Source organism: Actinoplanes sp. M2I2 (assembly GCF_023544445.1).
In the GTDB taxonomy this organism is placed as follows: Bacteria; Actinomycetota; Actinomycetes; order Mycobacteriales; family Micromonosporaceae; genus Actinoplanes.
Genome location: NZ_JALPVJ010000023.1, coordinates 43,530 through 59,355, shown reverse-complemented (window position 1 = coordinate 59,355; position 15,826 = coordinate 43,530). Strand labels below are relative to the sequence as shown.

The window sequence follows — 15,826 nt, the reverse complement described above, 5'->3', positions numbered from 1 at the left end:
GGAGGACCAGATGACTGCGCCGTTAGACCTGACCGGACGCCTCGGGGAAGGCTGGTGTGTCACCGTGACACCGCTGGCCCCGGCGCTGACGCTGGACATGATGGGCGTCCGGCAGCCGGCCGCGATGCCCGACGGGCTGGCCGAAGCCAGCCGGCGCATTCCCGGACGGTTGCCCGAGGTGCTGCTGCTGGCCAAGCCGGCGGCGACCGGCAACGGCTCGGTCGTGCTCGAGGTCGAGGGCACCCTCGGGTGGATCGGCGCCGACCCGGACATGCTCGGTGAGCTGTCCGAGGCGGGCACCGCGGGCACGATCAGCCGGGACCCGAACCGGGTGGACGTGCTCATCGCCGAGGACGGCGACGTGGTCGCGGGCCTGAGCGCGGTGACTCTCCGGCGGTGGGGTCACTTCACCGACGGCTGGAACGCGGCCCTCGCAGACGCCGGCTTCCCCGCGGGGGATGAGGAGCCCGGCGACGAGATCAGCGGGTGGACGCCGAGCCAGTGCGCGGCTCTCGCCCTGGCTGCGGTCACCGGCATCACCCTCGACGGCAGCCTGCTCGAGGGCCCCTGGCTCGGTGGCCTGTCCGCGGGGCCACCGGCGTAGGCACCCGCTACCCGCCACCGAGCTCCTGGGAAATCGGCCACACCCACACGTCGAGCACCCGCTGCGGCGGTCCGAGCAGGCCGGTCGCCAGCTCGCGCATCCTCTCGTACTGCGGGGTCGCGCGGACCACGACGGCCGAGGCGTGCCAGCGCTGGAGGTCGGCGCGGGCCGCCGTACGCATCTCGTCGGTCACCGTGGGCACCACGCCGGTCGTGAAGACCTTGTCGACGAGCACCCGGGTTTCGCTGAGCACCGCCGGACCGGCGGTCGCGTCGCCGTTGCGGCCCGGACCGAGGAAGTAGCCCTCGGGCACAGCAAAGTCGGCGCCCGGCCAGGTGGCCCAGGTGTAGCTGTCCTCGCCCACCACGATGTACGGCAGCGGGAAGGCGACGAGCGTCGTCCCGGCCGGCACGTATTGCCGCCACGCCTGCGAGCGGATGAACTCCGGCGGCAGTGGCCGGTCCTTGGCCGGCAGCGGCGTCGGGATCAACGGGATCAGCGCGGCCAGGATCAGCACGTGATGCCGGCGCCCGCCCTTGACCAGCCGGTCCCAGCCGAGCGCGAGCAGGATGACGACGCCCGCGGTGACGACGAAGCTCATCCGGGACGGCATCATCATGCTGAACGGCCAGAAATCGAGGCCCAGCAACGCCATCGGGCCGGGACCGATCGGCTCGCCGCCGACCCGCAGCGACGGTCCCAGGGACAACACCGCGAAGACCGCCATGACGGGTACGACGACCCGCGTCGTCCGGCTGTGCCGCCACAGCAGCACCGCGAGCAGGACGGCCAGCACGGTCAGCGGGACGCCGTACATGCTGTAGAGATCCGTGGTGTAGAGCGCCTTCTGCGGCCCGAAGCCGTGCCCGAGGCTGTCGCGCCAGTACGTGACGTAGCCGAGCGCGTCCTCACCCCACGTCGCATAGGCCGGCACCGCGTGGAACGAGCCGGGCCCGAAGAACTGGAACCAGATCGGATAGGCGGTGATGACTAACGTGACCGCCGCCGCGACGCCCAGCTTGCGCAGGAACCCGACGTCCAGGATGCGCCGGCTCAGCATGGCGGCCAGGCCGCAGGCCAGCGCGGTGATCACCAGCATCTCCTCGTTGATGAAGACCTGGTACGCGACGAGCAGACCGAGCTGGACCCCGCGCCGGACGCCGGTGCCGCCGCAGAACACCGCGGCCACGATGAGCGGCAGCAGGAAGTGCGAGGTGTAGTTGGGCTGACCGTTCGCGTGCGCCACGACACCGGGCGCGAACCCGGCGAACGCCCCCGCCACGATGGCCGCGGCCGGCGTCACCCGCAGGTGCCGGCGCAGCACCCAGCACGTCGTCGAGGCGGTCGCCACGACGGCCCCGACTTGCCAGATGACGTAGGTGACGCGCGGGCCCCACAGCAGCGTCAACGGCGCCATCGGCAGCGTCACGCCGAGCACCGACGTGTTGGCGATCATGTTGACGCCGTCGGGCGCGTTGAGCCGCGTCGTGAACAGGGGATTCGACAGGTCCCGCAGCGAGAGGGCGCCGTGCTGCAGCAGCCACTCGAACCACGGCTGGTCGGTGTGCGCCGTGTGGGCCGACGTGGTCGCGTCCGGGTGCAGCAGGAACCGGGCCATCATCAGCAGCGCCAGGCCGAGATAGAGCGCGCCCGCGCCGAGCCAGACCTCTTGCCGGGTACGGACGGCCGCCCGGGCTTCCGTGATCACTGGCTGCGGCGCCCCGTCGCGCCGGCGCTGGGTTCCCCGGCCGGGCCCGGCCTCGCCGTCGCGGCGGCACCTGCCTTCAAGGACGCGGAGGGTACGAGCGCGGGGCCGGCGGAAAGGTCAGTGACTCGTGCGGTCCGCGGTGGGCTAATCGATCCGGTGGCGATCCAGCGGCGCAGGGCGGGGCCGGCCGGCCGCTCGACCAGGTGGTGGACCAGCCAGGCGGCGACGAGCAGCACGAGGACCGCGGCGACGATGAGGGCGGGCACCGGCAGCCCGGTGTGGTCACGGGCGTACCGGATCAGGGTGTAACCGATTCGGGGGTGCAGCAGATAGAGCGGGTAGGAGATGGCGCCGCCGACGGCGAGCCAGCGCCAGCTCCAGCGGTCGGTGACTCCGAGGGCGATGGCCGCCAGGACGACGAAGGCCAGCGTGATGACCAGCCAGGCGGGCCAGACCGGCACCGGGAAGCCGGGGTTGGCGGAAAGCACGCGCTCCCGTACGCGGAAGAGACTCACCGCCCAGCAGGCAGCCAGCAGCGCCCACAACGGCAGGCGCGGCCCGTGCCGGCGGATCAGATAGATCGTGATGCCGGCGATGAAGTAGGGCGCGAACTGGGGCATGACCAGCTCCGCGAGCGGCGCCCCGGCCGGGACGACGACGGAGGCGACCAGCCAACCGGCGCCGGTGACGACGACTCTGCGACGGGTGAGCCCGATGAGGATCAGGATGGCGAACAGCGCGTAGAAGCGCAGCTCGTACCAGAGGGTCCAGTAGACGGTGTCGACGTACGGCACGTTCAGCGGTTTCGCCAGCATGGTGAGGTTGATGGCGATGTCGGCGCCGGTCAGCCCGTGCGGCAGGGGGATGCCCTCGGTGAGCGGCAGGACCGTCATGACCGCCGTGGTGATCAGGACGCAGGCCCAGAAGGCGGGGTAGAGCCGGGCGGCCCGGGAGGCGAGGAACTCGCGCGGGCTCCTGTCCCAGCCGCTCATGCAGATCACGAAGCCGCTGATCATGAAGAAGATCTCGACCCCGAGGAAGCCGTAGATCAGCACCGATGCCACCGGTTGCGGCAGATAGGTGGTGGTCGGCCGTACGCCGTCGACCGACCAGGCCAGGCCGAGGTGGTACAGGACCACCGCCAGCGCGCACAACAGCCGGAGACCGTCCAGGGCCAGCAGGCGGTTCGTTTTCGCAGCCATGATCGGCCGCCTCCTCAGCACGGGTCATCGCCGCAAGTGGCACAGCCGCTCACGGTGGGGGATGGAGGGATGTCAGGTGGGCAGGCGGATGGTGAAGGTGCTGCCGTGACCGAACCGGCTGGTGACAGTGGCGGTGCCGCCGTGGGCCTCGGCGAGCTTGCGGACGATGGCCAGGCCCAGCCCGCTGCCTCCGGTGTTCCGGTTGCGCGACTTGTCGGCGCGCCAGAAACGGTCGAACACGTGCGGGAGGTCGTGCTCGGCGATCCCGGTGCCGGTGTCGGCGACCTCGATCACGAGGTCGTCGCCGTCGAGCCGCGAGCGCACGGTCAGGGTGGCCCCGGGCGGCGAGTGCCGGACGGCGTTGGAGAGCAGGTTGCCGACGGCCTGGCGGATCCGGCTGGGGTCGAGCATGACTTCCGGGTCGCCCGTCGTCTCGACCGCGATCGTGACCCCGTCGGCGCGGCTGCCGTACGCCGCGACGACCTGGCCGAGCAGTTCGTCGACGTAGACCAGCTCCGGGTGCAGGCGCAGCCGGCCGGCGTCGGCGGCGGCCAGGTCGCGCAGGTCGTCGATGACATGCTCGAGCAGCTCGGCCTCATCGGCGAGCAGGTCCAGCAGCTCCGGACCGGGCTCGGTCACGCCGTCGCGGGCGGCCTGGAGCCAGGCGCGGATGTTGGTCAGCGGCGAGCCGAGCTCGTGGGCGATATCGCTGACCATGGCGCGCCGTTGCCGTTCGACGGCCTCCCGGCGCTCGGAGAGATCGTTGAACGCGGCGGTGAGCCGGCCGATCTCGTCCCGGCTCCGGACCGGCAAGTCGCTCGCACCGCTCTCGACGGCGTGGGTGAGAGCACGCAGGGGCCGGGAGATCCGCAGGCCGACCAGCAGAGTGACCGCGAACGCGACTGCCAGGACCAGCCCGGCCACGGTCACGACCCGCGTGGTGCCGGCCCGGGACAGGTCGAATACCGTGCTGGCCTGCCGGTCGGGGCCGGCGACATAGAGGTAGGCCCGCGGGGCCACGTACGGCGCGAGCTGCTTCCGGCGAGACGCATCGATGCAGTCCTGCGGTTGGCCGGGGGCCAAGGGGGCGTTGCCGATCGTTTTCCAGGCGAAGTTGGGCAGCACGGTCACCCGGGGCGCAGCGCCGATCCCGGTCAGGCACGCATTGGTGAACTCAGTGAGCTGAGCCAGGGCCGCACGCTCGGTGTCGGTCACCACGTCGGCGCCGGACTTCCGATAGCACTCGGCCAGCTGCGCCGAGACCACGTCCGCGTCCGTGAACAACAGCCCCAGCGACGGTCGGCCCGGACCGTCGATGTTGGCCCCGACGGCTATGCCCTGCTCGGTCATGCACTGCTCGGCCTTCCGGACCCGCCCGGACAGCATCCGGTGCTCGGCGGGGGTCAAGCGGTACGGACCGAGCACCTGGTCGTAGATACCAATGGAGTCCGACTCCCCGGAAGCGAGCGATCCCTCGACGTAGAGGGGGTCGACCAGCGCGGACCGCCGGGCCGGAAGGTCCGGCCGCTCACCCCGCGAGCTGGACAGGAAGGTGCCGTCCTCGCGGGTGAGGGTGATCTCCCGGCCGGTCATCACGCTCAGCTCGGCCAGCAACGGCTGCACGCCCGACCAGGTGGTGTGGACGGCGGCGTAGGCGAGCACCTCCTCGTAGATCCGGGCGTCGAAGCCGATGCCCTGACCCAGCTCCTGCCGGAGCTGCGACGTGGTGCTGTTCACCACCAGCCATGTGGTGGCCAGCACGGCGCAGAGCACGACCACCAGCGACAGGGACAGCAGACGCCCCACCAGGGTCCGGGGCCTCATCGCGACCCGTCGGTGAGCTTGTAACCGATGCCGTACACGGTGAGCAGGTACGCCGGTCGGCGCGGCTCCGGCTCGATCTTGCGGCGCAGCTTCATGACGTGCATGTCGACGGTCCGGTCGGTCGGGGAAGCCTCGAACCCGCGGGTCTTCTCCAGCAGCTGCGCCCGGGTGAACGCCCGGTCCGGGGCGGCCGCCATCGCGGCCAGGATCTCGAACTCGCCGGGCGTGCAATCCACCCTTCGCCCGGCGACGGTCACGTGATGACCGGGCACGTCGACCGTGACCTCACCGACCCGCAGCGCGGCGTCCGGCGACCACTGGTTGCGGCGCAGCATGGTGCGGACCCGTGCCATCAGCTCACGCGGGTTGTACGGCTTCATCAGGTAGTCGTCGGCACCGGCCTCGAGCCCGAGGATCAGGTCGTCGTCGTCACGGCGGGCGGTCAGCATCAACACCGGGACGTTGCTCTCCCGGCGCAGCGCCCGGCAGACCGCGATCCCGTCCGGCTCCGGCATCATCACGTCGAGCACCAGCAGATCCGGCCGGGACCGGAGGACCAGCTCGATCGCGCTGCGGCCGTCGTGGACGACGGACGCCCGGTATCCGGCCGCCAGGAGGTAACGCCGGACCACCTCAGCCTGGCGGACGTCATCCTCGGCGACCACCACGTGTTCGCTCATGGAAGGAACTATAGGAACGTCCGATCTTGCCATCGGCAAACGCTGACATTGCCGAGACAAGTCCTTTTCCCCGGCTGCCAGCCGACGACGTCGTCCCGAACCGCCTACAGCGGCACGGACTCCGCGGCCGCCGCGAACCTACGCCGACGAACTCGCGCGTAGGGCGCCGAAGGCCGGCAGCCGCATCGCGAGCAAATCCCGATCATCGGCCTCGGCATCACCGCCGCCGGCATCGGCTACGACATCCACCAGGGCAAACCCGTCGGCAAGGCAGTCATCTCGGGCGTCGGCGGCGCCGCCACGGCCGCCGGAGCACTGGTCGGCACGTTCATCCGCGTACCGGTCCTCGGCACCGTGGCCGGCGCGGTGGGCGGGCTCATCATCGGTGGCGGCGCCAAGAAAGCATGGGCCGCTGTCTTCTGATGCAGACCCTCCCGTACGAATCCCGCTGGCGGCCGAATGGACCGGACAACGCCGTTCCCGCCTGGGCCCTCTGGGCCAACGGACTCGTCATCTTCCTGCGCACCATCGGCTCGTCGGCGACGGTTACCCGCAACTATCTGGGCCGCTCCACACCGGGCCCGCAGGCGCTGTCACCGTTCGACACGATGACCGGCCGCTGGCTCGAGGCCGACCCCGGACTTCTCTTGCAGACCTTGGCCCATTACATCGTGTACCCCGCGGATCCCCCAGAGCTGGCTAGCGAGGCAGCCCTCCGACGCGTGGCAACCTGAACAGACAGCGGCCGGCCGCTGAGCGGTGACCGCCTTTGCGCGCGCCGTGCCGCCGACTGGACCGTCATGGTTGTGCATGCCCGGCGATCCCGGGGGCGCCGGACATGCGTATCTGGCTGTTATCGAGCTCTGCGCTGCACCATGCCGGCGCCCAGGAACGCCAGGCTTGGAACGAGGGAGTGTTTGAAATGTTGATCGTTCGTTGAGCATGCGTAGCGCGTGGTGACCTGACGAACGGGCAATGGGTAAGGCTTGAGGCGGTGCTGCCCGAGGTGCGGATGGGGCGGCCTCCGCGGGATCGCCGGATGGTGATCAACGCGATCCGGTGGCGGGTGCGGCGCGTTCGACCCGGCGACCTACCAGCATGCACGGCCCCACTTCTGTGACGTGACCCGTATCGCTCAGCGGTACGTGTGCGCAGTCAGGGAAATCCCCCCAGCCGAGTATGGCACTCCGGACAGGGACAGGAGCCAGCCATGGTTCACCCCACGTGGTGGGATCAGGTCGTCCCGCCGCCGCTGCCCCGACGCCCTCGCCGCCGCATTGGAGAGTCGCGACGAGGCCGTACGATGCCGCTATGGCAGACGTGGTCGACGAAATCCTGGCTCTATGGCACGAGCTGCCCGACGACGAGGGTGAAGCGCGGGCAGCGTCCGCGCGGGTGTACGCGGATCAGGTGGTGGTCAACGGCGCGGAGGTGACTCTGGACGACCTGATCGCGCATGCCCGCGCGCTCCAGTCCGCGATCAGCGACATGAGATTCGACCTGCTGGAGCGGGTCGAGCACGACGACAAGGTCGTGCTCGCCTTCCGGATGCACGGCCGGCACACCGGTGCGCTCAGCACCTCGATCGGAACCATCTCCGCGACCGGCGAGGAGGTGACGATGCAGGGTGTGGACGTATGCACCTTTGCTGGCGGGCGCATCGTCGCCGTCACCGCCGTCACCGACGAGCTGGGCCTGCTCTCGAGGCTGGGCTCGGTCACCCTGCGCTAACCGACTCGTCTCGTTGAGGCGGGTGTGCCATTCCCGCGTTCAGCAGGACGAAGGGGACGGGGCGAGAGAGAGCGCCCGGCTTAGGGAGTGTTGATCGCTCGTTGAGCATGCGTGGCGCGTAGTGACCTGACGAACGGGCAATGGGTAAGGCTTGAGGCGGTGCTGCCCGAGGTGCTGATGGGGCGGCCTCCGCGGGATCGCCGGATGGTGATCAACGCGATTCGGTGGCGGGTGCGGACGGGGTCGCTGTGGCGGGACATGCCGGAACGCTACGGACCGTGGGAGACCGCATATGGGTTTGGTGCCGACGGCTCCTGCCGCTATCCCGCACCAGCAGCACCCGCGACGGCTGCACCCACAATCGCGGCCGCGTCGATGGCCTCGTCTTCGTGGGGGCCGATGTCAGCCCTGATCAACGCGTCCGGGGTGCTCAGCGCCGCAGAGCTGTCCGGCCATCGACGACCCACACCCAGGACATCGGCAGCCCTCGATCCTGTCAGCCTGGTCGGGACGATAATTCAGGTCGGCGGACGTGCCATCCACATAGGATATCGAGGTGACCGGTGTGCCTGCGTCCCTGCGAACCGCTGAAGGGCGACTGCTTCGTGCCGAGTTGCGGGGCGACGATGACGAGGTGACCCGGGTTCTGGACACCGAGTTGTCCGGTGGCTGGTGGCCCGAGGTGACGTCGGTCGCGTTCGCGCTCCTGGCGTTGCGGCGGTTCGGTCAGTTCGGTGATCGGCACCTGGTGACGACGTTCGCACGTCGTTTCGTCGAGCGGGCTCCCGGTGCTCAGGGTTTCGATGCCCGCACGGTGGAGGCGGTGGTGCGCGGCGCGAGCGGTGAGGGCTGGCTGCTCGGTGCGGTCGACCCGGTCCGGGCCGGCGAGATCATGTATCCCGGGTTGTTCGCCTTGGTCGACGAGCTGGAGTTGGACGGCGAGCAGGTCGATGCTGTGCTGGCCGAGGCGGAGCGGGCGTTGGCGGCGATGGCGCTGCCGCCCGGTGGTGAGGACGCTGTCATGGTCGAGCAGCCAACGTGCCGCCGTACCGGGCAGCGGTATCTGACCGACGCGGATCGCCTGCCCGATCTGACCCGCCGGATGCGCTCGCCATGGCGTCCGCCGGCCCCGACGCGCAGTCGTAAAACCCTGCGGCGGCAGCCGGCCGCGCCGGAACCGTCGACCGTTGCCGGCCGGTATCTGCGGGCGTTGGCGTTGCATCAAAGCGGACCGGACCTGACCGCCGAGACGGACGGCACCGAGTTGATGACGGTGGCGCTGCGCGTGCTGGTCCTGATCGTGCGGCAGTACCTCCCGAAGGCGCCGGACCAGCGGGAGATCAGCGCCCTGACCGCGGCGACTGCGTGACGAGTCCGCCCGCCAGAACCGGTCGAACGCCTTCGGAAGGTCGTCGGGTGCGATACCGACGCCGGTGTCGGCGACCGTGATGATCAACGCGTTGGGCGCGGGCGTCGTGCCGATCGTCACGCTGCCACCGGATCGAGGATCAGCACCAGATCCGCGCCCGGGGCGTGCCGCAGCGCTATTCCGGCGTGTTCGGCCGCGCCGCGGTGGGCCTCCGCGACCTGCTCCAGGCTGTCGTCGAAGGACCGGGAACTCTCGGCTCTGCGCGGACGTCTGCTCGGCTTCGTCTTTCAGCAGTTCCATCTGGCCGAAGGCCTGACCGCCGCGGACAACGTATCGACCGGGCTGCTCTATTGCGGTGTCTCTCGCAAGCGCCGCCCCGAGACGGCCGGTGAGGCGCCGGCCCGGGTCGGACTGGCCCACCGCATGGGCACCGACCGGGCCGGCTGTCGGGTGGTGAACGTCAGCGCGTCGCTATCGCCCGCGCGCTGGTGAACACCCGGCGCTGATCCTGGCCGACGAGCCGACCGGCGCCCTCGACACCGCCACGGGACACGCGGTCCTGGACTTGATGCCGCAACTGCACGCCGAGGGCAGCACGATCGCCGTCATCACCCACGACCGCGGCCCGGGCCGGGAGGCTGGCTACCGGAGACGAGCCATGGCCGCCTGGGCGAGCCCGTTCGCCAGGGTCGGATCACCGGCCCCCAGGTACGAGTCGGACACCATGATGACCACGACGTGCCGGCCCACCGCCGCCGCCACGTACGCCACCCATCGGTCGCCCAGCTCGTAGTTGCCGAGGAACAGCACGGTGTCCGGCCCGAGGTGGTCCTCGGCGACCGGATCGAAGCCGTTGTCGCCGCCGCCCACACCGCAGTCGGCGAGCTGGGCCTTCAGCTCGGTGAGGTACCGCTGAGCGCCGTCACCCCGGAAGCGGGTCACGTTCTGATAGACGCGGAACCGCGTGTCGTAGTCGGCGGCCTGCGCTCGGCCGGCCACCGGCTGCGGGATCGGCCGGTCCGCGCAGGGCTGGGGCAGCAGCGGCCACGCCAGTCCCTCCTCGACCGGTCCCGGCGCCGCGCCGCCGAGGTCGTCCGGTTGCATCATGAGCCGATCCGGAATCCCCCGTGGATGCGCCACGGCCGGCCCGGTAGCGGCCAGCAGCCCCATCAGCGCCGAAATCATGACAATCAATATGCGTCGCATGTCGGCCATCATCGCTGCCGCCCGCAAGCCGTCGCTCCGGAAGAGCGGGGGTCATCTATCGGGCGACGCCGGTCTAGAGTGGACGCATGCTGGGAGTCGTCGCGGCCGCGCTTGGCGGTCCTGAGGTGTTGCAGGTGACCGAGCTGCCCGACCCCGAGGCGGGGCCCGGGCAGGTCGTGGTCAGGATCCGCGCGGTCTGTGTGCACCCGGCTGACGTGGCCGCCACCACCGGGGAGATCCCTCGCGGGCCGGATCGGCCGCCGTTCTCGCCCGGGTGGGACATCGCCGGCGAGGTGGCCTCCGTCGGCCCCGACACGGCGGAGTTCGGGGTGGGTGACCGGGTCGTCGGGATGATTCCGTGGTATCTGACCCGGGGTAAACCGGGTGGCTACGCCGAGTTCGTGGCGGCCGACACGGACTGGTTGGTCCGGTTGCCGGACGAGGTCGACTTCGCGTCCGCTGCCACGGTGCCGCTCAACGCCCAGACCGCACACCAGGGGCTGTCACTGGTGTCGTTGGCCATGCTTGCTCCCGGCAGCAGCATTCTGATCACCGGTGCCAGCGGCGGTGTGGGCGGCTTCGCCACCCAGCTTGCCGTTCAGAGCGGCTACCGTGTTCTGGCGCAGGCCAGCCACTCCGATGAGCAGTGGGTGCACGGCCTCGGCGCGCACGAGGTCGTTCCTCGTTCCGCCGATCTGGCCAAGGCCGGGCCGGTGGCCGCGGTGTTCGACGCGCTCGCCCTCGGCGAGGCGGCGGCCGCTGCCGTCGAGGACAGGGGAGTCGTGGTCGCGACCCGGCCCACGCCGGCTCTCGTTCCAGCTCGTGGTGTGCGTCAGGAGCTGCAACTCATCGCGCACGATCGCGAGCTGCTGGCCGACCTGGTGGGGCAGGTGGCGGCGGGACGGCTGCGGACGCGCGTGGCGACCACGATGCCGTTGACCGAAGCGGCCGACGCCCACCGACGGGTACTGGCCGGTGGCCTGCGCGGAAAGCTCGTGCTGACGGTCGGCTGACGGGCAGCGTGGCGGCGACCGGCCGCCGCGCCGGCACTCACCGGTAGGGGGAAGACTTCCGGTCCAGGTACGGATCGACTTCGTCCCGGATCGTGAGGCAGTTCGTGGGGATCGTGTCGACCATCGTGCCGGCGCCGTTAGGGCATCGGTAGCGGACCAGGGCCGCCCATTCGCAGGCGCTCTCGACCACTCCGGCACGACGGGCGCCACTGCGGTGCACCCATACCGGGTCGCCCGGCCGGCACGACCCTGCGAGTTCCGAGGTGGTCGGGGCCGACGAGGACTCCGGGTCGGTGGCGCCCCCGTACGTCTCGGTGTGGTTGCCGCTCTCGGTGGCCAGGACCCAGGTGCTGACGGCTTTGTCGGTGGTGTTGGCGTGCCGCTTGGCGTTGAACATCGCCCCGTCCGCGCGGCGCAGCAGGCCGGGGAGGTCGGCGAAGCGTCCAGCCGGTACAACGCCGATCGAGGCGGTCACGGACAGGGTGTGGCCCTGCACCTCCATCGGGGGTGCGATCGCAGCGCTCAGCGCGCCGGCCACCTCGTGCCACCACGCCTCGGGGACGTCGGCGCGCGGCGCGCGCAGCAGCGCGGCGAATTCGTCACCGCCGAACCGGGCCACCAGATGGTCGCCGAAGCAGGCGGCCATGCGCCGGGCGACCACACAGAGGACCTCGTCGCCGGCGTCGTGCCCGTACGTGTCGTTGATCGGCTTGAAACCGTTGAGGTCGAGAACCAGAACGGCCGACGGGCAATCGTCGCCGCGCAGCAGTTCCGAGGCGAGCGCGTGGAAGAGGCGGCGGTTGGCGAGTCCGGTGAGCTCGTCGTGGCCGGCCATCCATCGGAGCGAGGCGCGCTCCTGCTCCAGCCGCTGGACGTGGGCCGCGAGCTGATCGATGCGGGCTTGGAGGCGGGCAGTCTCGGGCGTGTTCCGCGGCTGAGCGTCATCAAGCGGTGCACCGCTCGTGTCGGCGGTGGCAGGATCGAGGATCCGCATCGGCCGTCCTCTCAGAACTGCGGCGGACCAGCGGGGCTGTCGAGCCGACGGCGAGGCTTCGCCACCGCCACAGTGGAATCATGGCAGCCGCCCGAGGCACGTGCAAGATTTCACGAGAACGACTATCACGATGACATGATGCATCCGGGATGGCTTTCGGCTACTCTAGGTGCGTGCCTTTTCATGGTGAAAAGGTCATCCCTGGGTCTGGTGCACCAATTTCGCATGTCAGATGGGCGCCGGAAGGCGGGCCAGGCCAGGGAACCAGTGGCAATCTGATCACCGAACGTAAGCAACTCCTGAAGGAGGGGCACTGATGAGTGGCGAATCCGGCTGGATCATTTCCAGCAGATCGACCGGCAACGGAGGCAGTTGCGTCGAGGCCCGCCGTCAGGACGGCCACATCGAGGTCCGCAACAGCAAGGCACGCGAGGCCGGCACCGTGATGTTCACGACCGAGGAGTGGGACTCGTTCCTGTTCGGCGCCAAGCGCGGCGAGTTCGACCAGCTCCTGACCGACTGATCGCGTCGAACCTCGCCGACGAGATCAGTTCGTCAGCGGAACTCTCCGACCGGCACGGAATCTTTGCCGATCAAATCGAAGATCCGCCGGTATTCGTCGACCTCGAACTGCTCCTCCAGGTAGAGCGCACCGACGTGCGATTCGAGGTAGACCACGTCGGGATCGTCCGGGTCGTCGAACTCCAGGATCCGGAAGGCGCCGGCCATCGCCGCGTGCGCCCCGACCGAGAACGGCAGCACCCGGATGTCGACCGTATCCTCCCGGGACAGCCGCCGTAGATGCTCGATCTGCCCCTTCATCACCTGTTCGCCGCCGACCGGCCGGGTCAACGCCCCCTCGCCCAGAACCGTCACGAGGTGGATCGGTGGGTTACGGGCGAAGAGTGTCTTCTGCCGCTGCATGCGGAGCTTGATGTGGCGCTCGCCGAGCTCGGAGTCGGCCGGCTGCTCGGCGCCGTCGGCCGGCTGCTCGGCGCCGAAGATGGCCCGCGCGTACTCCGGGGTCTGCAGCTCGCCGGGAACGACCTCGCCGTCGTACCCGAACATCCGGGCGGCGGACGCCTCCAGCCCGACGTACAGCTTGAACCATTCGGGGATCACCGGGCTGGCGTCCCACCACTCCTGCTGTGACGTGCCCAGCGCGAGGTCGGCAAGCGCGTCGGTGATGCCCTGGTCAGCGCCGTAGAGCCAGCACAGCGCGCGGACATTGGCCCCGGTGACCGGCACCTTGCCCGTCTCGATGCGGTGCAGCGTCGGCTCCGAGATGCCGAGCCGCGCGTCCACCACATCGCGCCGGCTCATCCCCGACGCCGTGCGAAGGCGCGTCAATCGCCGCCCCAACGCCCGCCGCACGACGCGTTGGCCTGTGACCGGCACCCTTACCTCCGCCTTGCCAACCCATGTGGACGGTGACGCCGCCTACCGTACCCGCGATGCCGCGTTGTCAACAGCCAACCCGTCGTTGCTTCCCGAACGTGCGCACCGGTCGGTACGTCAGTAGCCCTGCCTGAGCTCGATCGCCGTCCACCGGCAAGTCTTGTGGGGGAAATGCCCCTGCAGCGGTCCCTTCAGTGGACCGCTGCAGAGGCGCAGAGCGAGGACCATCAACCGATGGGCCGACCCGTCTACGAGATCGAGGCGGGCTGCGGAGCGGCTTCGACGGTGGGGGCCGCGTCGCGCGACCGGCGCAGGGTGAGAGCGATGCCGACGCCGGGAAGCGTGAGCGCGGCCGCGACCCAGCCGGCGACGCGCAGACCGGAGACCATGGCGGCGCCGGTGGTGTCGGGGTGTCCGAGGCCGGCGACCGCGATGAGGACGGCCAGCCCGACAGCGCCACCGATCTGGTGCGTCGTGGAGGCCATCGCCGAAGCGATGCCCTGGTGGGCGGCGTCGACGCCGGTGCTCGCGGCGACGAACATCGCGGTCCACGCGATGCCCTGACCGAGGCTGAGCAGCGCCACGCCGGGCAGCAGGGCCGCGTAGCCACCGGTCGGCGACATGGCGGCAGCCAGCAGCGTCATTTCCGGCCGCGCCGAGCAGCAGACCGATGAGCAGGGTCGGCCGCATGCCGAGCCGGCCGAGGAGTTTCTCGCTGGCCTTGGTGCCGATCATCGCGAGCAACGCGGCCGGGAGGAAGGCGAGCCCGGTCTGCAGTGCGCCGAAGCCCTGGACGTCCTGCAGATAGATGGTGAAGAAGTAGTACTGGGCGCCGAACGTGCCCATGAAGATGAAAGTGATGCCCACGGCGGTGACGAGACTGCGATTACGGAGGTGAATCCAACCCGGCTTGGGGAAGGTGGCGCCTGCACTGGTGCCCCAACTTTGGAAGGGATGAGGCACCAGTGCAGCAGCCTCTTGTCATGGAGTTGGATCGCGGTCTGCTGCGTCGTCGGGACGACTCAACCCGGCCACTGTCCGGTGGCCTTGCGGACGCCGGTGGCGCCGGCCCGGTCGATCGCTGCTTTCACGGCGGCGAAAATCGCTCCCTGGATCGCGGCAGCGAGCAGGATTTCGGTCCACCCGCGGTCCTCGTCCGTCGCATTCGGCGTATCGTCGTCATGGCCGGCGACCTTCCACACCTGCTTGAAGATGATGCCGGAGATGACGCCGGCGCCCGCGCCCAGCAGCAGACCGACAGGCTTGTACGCGAACTTCACCACCTTGCTGCTCATGACCGCCTCCGGCGGGCCACGACGACGATGACGACGAACAAGGCGGCGACCGTTGCGCCGATCGCGGCCAGCGGCAAAGGCCGGCGCATCGGAGCCGGAAGGTCGGATTGGGCCAGCCGGCGCTTCGCCGTCGACGCCTGGTTCGCGACCACGTCCGTTGCCTGCCCCGCCTGATCCTTGAGGCTGCTGAGCTTCTGCCGCATCTGGCCGGTGGTGTCGGTCAGGGCCTGCTTGGCGCGCGCTTTGACATCGGTCTTGGCGGCGAGTTGCTGCACCGTTTCGCCGAGCTCGGCGCGGGTCTGCTCGATCTCGGCCCGGAGTTGCCGAGGATCGGTGGGAGTGTCCGGGTTCGTCATGACGAGCGTCCTTCCCGTACGGCGTGCTTCACGGTTTCCACGTCGGCCTGGGTGCTGGCCATGGCATCGCTGGGCATCGGCGGCGTCGCCTCCTTGAGCTTCCGCTTTCCCATCAGCGCGGCGATACCGGCGGCGGCGAACACGACCACCATGACCACCAGCACCGCCAGCCACAGGGGCCAGGCAAGGTCGAGCAGGACGACGGCGAGGACCAGCAGCAGACCGAGCCCGTACAGGGCGAGCACCGCGGCGCCGCCGAACAGGCCACCGCCCAGCCCGGCCCGCTTGCCCTTCTCGGTCAACTCGAGCTTGGCCAGCGTCAGCTCATCGCGCACCAGGGTCGAGATCTGAGCCGCGGCCTGGCTCACCAGATCAGAGGTGGACGCCGCGGATGGCGGCGATTGATGGGGGAACTCCTGCGACATATTCGTTCACTTCTCCTCAAC

Annotated in this window: 18 protein-coding genes and 2 pseudogenes; 8 read left to right on the top strand and 12 right to left on the bottom strand. The window is 70.0% G+C overall.

What is annotated here, in order from left to right:
- Positions 1–10 precede the first annotated feature (10 nt).
- Positions 11–604 (top strand): DUF6461 domain-containing protein, encoded by a 594-nt coding sequence (locus HJC40_RS35790; RefSeq protein ID WP_250007894.1) that lies wholly within the window; start codon positions 11–13, stop codon positions 602–604.
- Positions 605–611: 7 nt separating this feature from the next.
- Here HJC40_RS35790 and HJC40_RS35785 read toward each other — a convergent pair whose 3' ends face one another.
- The 4 genes from HJC40_RS35785 to HJC40_RS35770 all read right to left on the bottom strand — a co-directional run bounded on the left by HJC40_RS35785 (position 612) and on the right by HJC40_RS35770 (position 6,018).
- A complete protein-coding gene (locus HJC40_RS35785; RefSeq protein WP_250007893.1) occupies positions 612–2,312 on the bottom strand; it encodes a hypothetical protein in 1,701 nt (566 codons plus the stop codon).
- A complete protein-coding gene (locus HJC40_RS35780) occupies positions 2,309–3,514 on the bottom strand; it encodes an acyltransferase (RefSeq protein ID WP_250007892.1) in 1,206 nt (401 codons plus the stop codon). The genes HJC40_RS35785 and HJC40_RS35780 overlap by 4 nt, the downstream gene beginning before the upstream one ends.
- Before the next feature lie 72 nt (positions 3,515–3,586).
- A complete protein-coding gene (locus HJC40_RS35775) occupies positions 3,587–5,338 on the bottom strand; it encodes a cell wall metabolism sensor histidine kinase WalK (protein ID WP_250007891.1) in 1,752 nt (583 codons plus the stop codon).
- Positions 5,335–6,018 carry a response regulator transcription factor gene (locus HJC40_RS35770; RefSeq protein WP_250007890.1) on the bottom strand — a complete coding sequence of 228 codons (684 nt, stop codon included), beginning with the start codon at positions 6,016–6,018 and terminating at the stop codon, positions 5,335–5,337. The genes HJC40_RS35775 and HJC40_RS35770 overlap by 4 nt, the downstream gene beginning before the upstream one ends.
- A gap of 422 nt (positions 6,019–6,440) precedes the next feature.
- Between HJC40_RS35770 and HJC40_RS35765 the strand changes: the two genes are divergently transcribed.
- The 4 genes from HJC40_RS35765 to HJC40_RS46740 all read left to right on the top strand — a co-directional run bounded on the left by HJC40_RS35765 (position 6,441) and on the right by HJC40_RS46740 (position 9,118).
- Positions 6,441–6,752 carry a hypothetical protein gene (locus HJC40_RS35765; RefSeq protein ID WP_250007889.1) on the top strand — a complete coding sequence of 104 codons (312 nt, stop codon included), beginning with the start codon at positions 6,441–6,443 and terminating at the stop codon, positions 6,750–6,752.
- Between the two features lie 577 nt (positions 6,753–7,329).
- The gene (locus HJC40_RS35760; protein WP_250007887.1) at positions 7,330–7,749 is read left to right on the top strand and encodes an ester cyclase; all 420 of its coding nucleotides are present in this window, start codon (positions 7,330–7,332) and stop codon (positions 7,747–7,749) included.
- Positions 7,750–7,860: 111 nt separating this feature from the next.
- The gene (locus HJC40_RS46745; protein WP_374273519.1) at positions 7,861–8,340 is read left to right on the top strand and encodes a transposase; all 480 of its coding nucleotides are present in this window, start codon (positions 7,861–7,863) and stop codon (positions 8,338–8,340) included.
- A 43-nt stretch (positions 8,341–8,383) separates the two neighbouring features.
- On the top strand, positions 8,384–9,118 hold the full coding sequence (locus HJC40_RS46740) for a hypothetical protein (protein WP_374273558.1): 735 nt from the start codon (positions 8,384–8,386) through the stop codon (positions 9,116–9,118).
- A gap of 3 nt (positions 9,119–9,121) precedes the next feature.
- Here HJC40_RS46740 and HJC40_RS46735 read toward each other — a convergent pair.
- Positions 9,122–9,418 (bottom strand): annotated as a pseudogene (locus HJC40_RS46735) (ATP-binding protein); the annotation flags it as partial.
- On the opposite strand from HJC40_RS46735, the pseudogene HJC40_RS45765 reads away from it, so the two are divergent.
- A pseudogene (locus HJC40_RS45765) lies at positions 9,359–9,740 on the top strand (ABC transporter ATP-binding protein); the annotation flags it as partial. The pseudogenes HJC40_RS46735 and HJC40_RS45765 sit on opposite strands and share 60 nt — an antisense overlap.
- Before the next feature lie 20 nt (positions 9,741–9,760).
- Here HJC40_RS45765 and HJC40_RS35740 read toward each other — a convergent pair.
- Entirely contained in the window at positions 9,761–10,303 is a 543-nt protein-coding gene (locus HJC40_RS35740) for a hypothetical protein (protein WP_250007885.1), read from the bottom strand.
- A gap of 107 nt (positions 10,304–10,410) precedes the next feature.
- Between HJC40_RS35740 and HJC40_RS35735 the strand changes: the two genes are divergently transcribed.
- The gene (locus HJC40_RS35735; protein WP_250007884.1) at positions 10,411–11,337 is read left to right on the top strand and encodes an NADP-dependent oxidoreductase; all 927 of its coding nucleotides are present in this window, start codon (positions 10,411–10,413) and stop codon (positions 11,335–11,337) included.
- Positions 11,338–11,374: 37 nt separating this feature from the next.
- On the opposite strand, the gene HJC40_RS35730 is transcribed toward HJC40_RS35735, so the two are convergent.
- On the bottom strand, positions 11,375–12,331 hold the full coding sequence (locus HJC40_RS35730) for a GGDEF domain-containing protein (protein WP_250007883.1): 957 nt from the start codon (positions 12,329–12,331) through the stop codon (positions 11,375–11,377).
- Positions 12,332–12,647: 316 nt separating this feature from the next.
- On the opposite strand from HJC40_RS35730, the gene HJC40_RS35725 reads away from it, so the two are divergent.
- The gene (locus HJC40_RS35725) at positions 12,648–12,854 is read left to right on the top strand and encodes a DUF397 domain-containing protein (protein ID WP_250007881.1); all 207 of its coding nucleotides are present in this window, start codon (positions 12,648–12,650) and stop codon (positions 12,852–12,854) included.
- Between the two features lie 32 nt (positions 12,855–12,886).
- Here the strand turns inward: HJC40_RS35725 and HJC40_RS35720 are convergent, their stop codons facing one another.
- The 5 genes from HJC40_RS35720 to HJC40_RS35700 all read right to left on the bottom strand — a co-directional run bounded on the left by HJC40_RS35720 (position 12,887) and on the right by HJC40_RS35700 (position 15,805).
- The gene (locus HJC40_RS35720; RefSeq protein ID WP_308200986.1) at positions 12,887–13,705 is read right to left on the bottom strand and encodes a helix-turn-helix transcriptional regulator; all 819 of its coding nucleotides are present in this window, start codon (positions 13,703–13,705) and stop codon (positions 12,887–12,889) included.
- A gap of 272 nt (positions 13,706–13,977) precedes the next feature.
- A complete protein-coding gene (locus HJC40_RS35715; protein ID WP_250007879.1) occupies positions 13,978–14,373 on the bottom strand; it encodes a hypothetical protein in 396 nt (131 codons plus the stop codon).
- Positions 14,374–14,751: 378 nt separating this feature from the next.
- Positions 14,752–15,024, bottom strand: coding sequence for a DUF4235 domain-containing protein (locus tag HJC40_RS35710; protein WP_250007878.1), 273 nt, complete (start codon positions 15,022–15,024; stop codon positions 14,752–14,754).
- The gene (locus HJC40_RS35705) at positions 15,021–15,380 is read right to left on the bottom strand and encodes a DUF3618 domain-containing protein (RefSeq protein WP_250007877.1); all 360 of its coding nucleotides are present in this window, start codon (positions 15,378–15,380) and stop codon (positions 15,021–15,023) included. Before HJC40_RS35705 ends, HJC40_RS35710 begins: the two co-directional genes overlap by 4 nt.
- Positions 15,377–15,805: a phage holin family protein gene (locus HJC40_RS35700; protein ID WP_250007876.1), complete on the bottom strand. Its 429-nt coding sequence runs from the start codon at positions 15,803–15,805 to the stop codon at positions 15,377–15,379. The genes HJC40_RS35705 and HJC40_RS35700 overlap by 4 nt, the downstream gene beginning before the upstream one ends.
- Positions 15,806–15,826 lie beyond the last annotated feature (21 nt).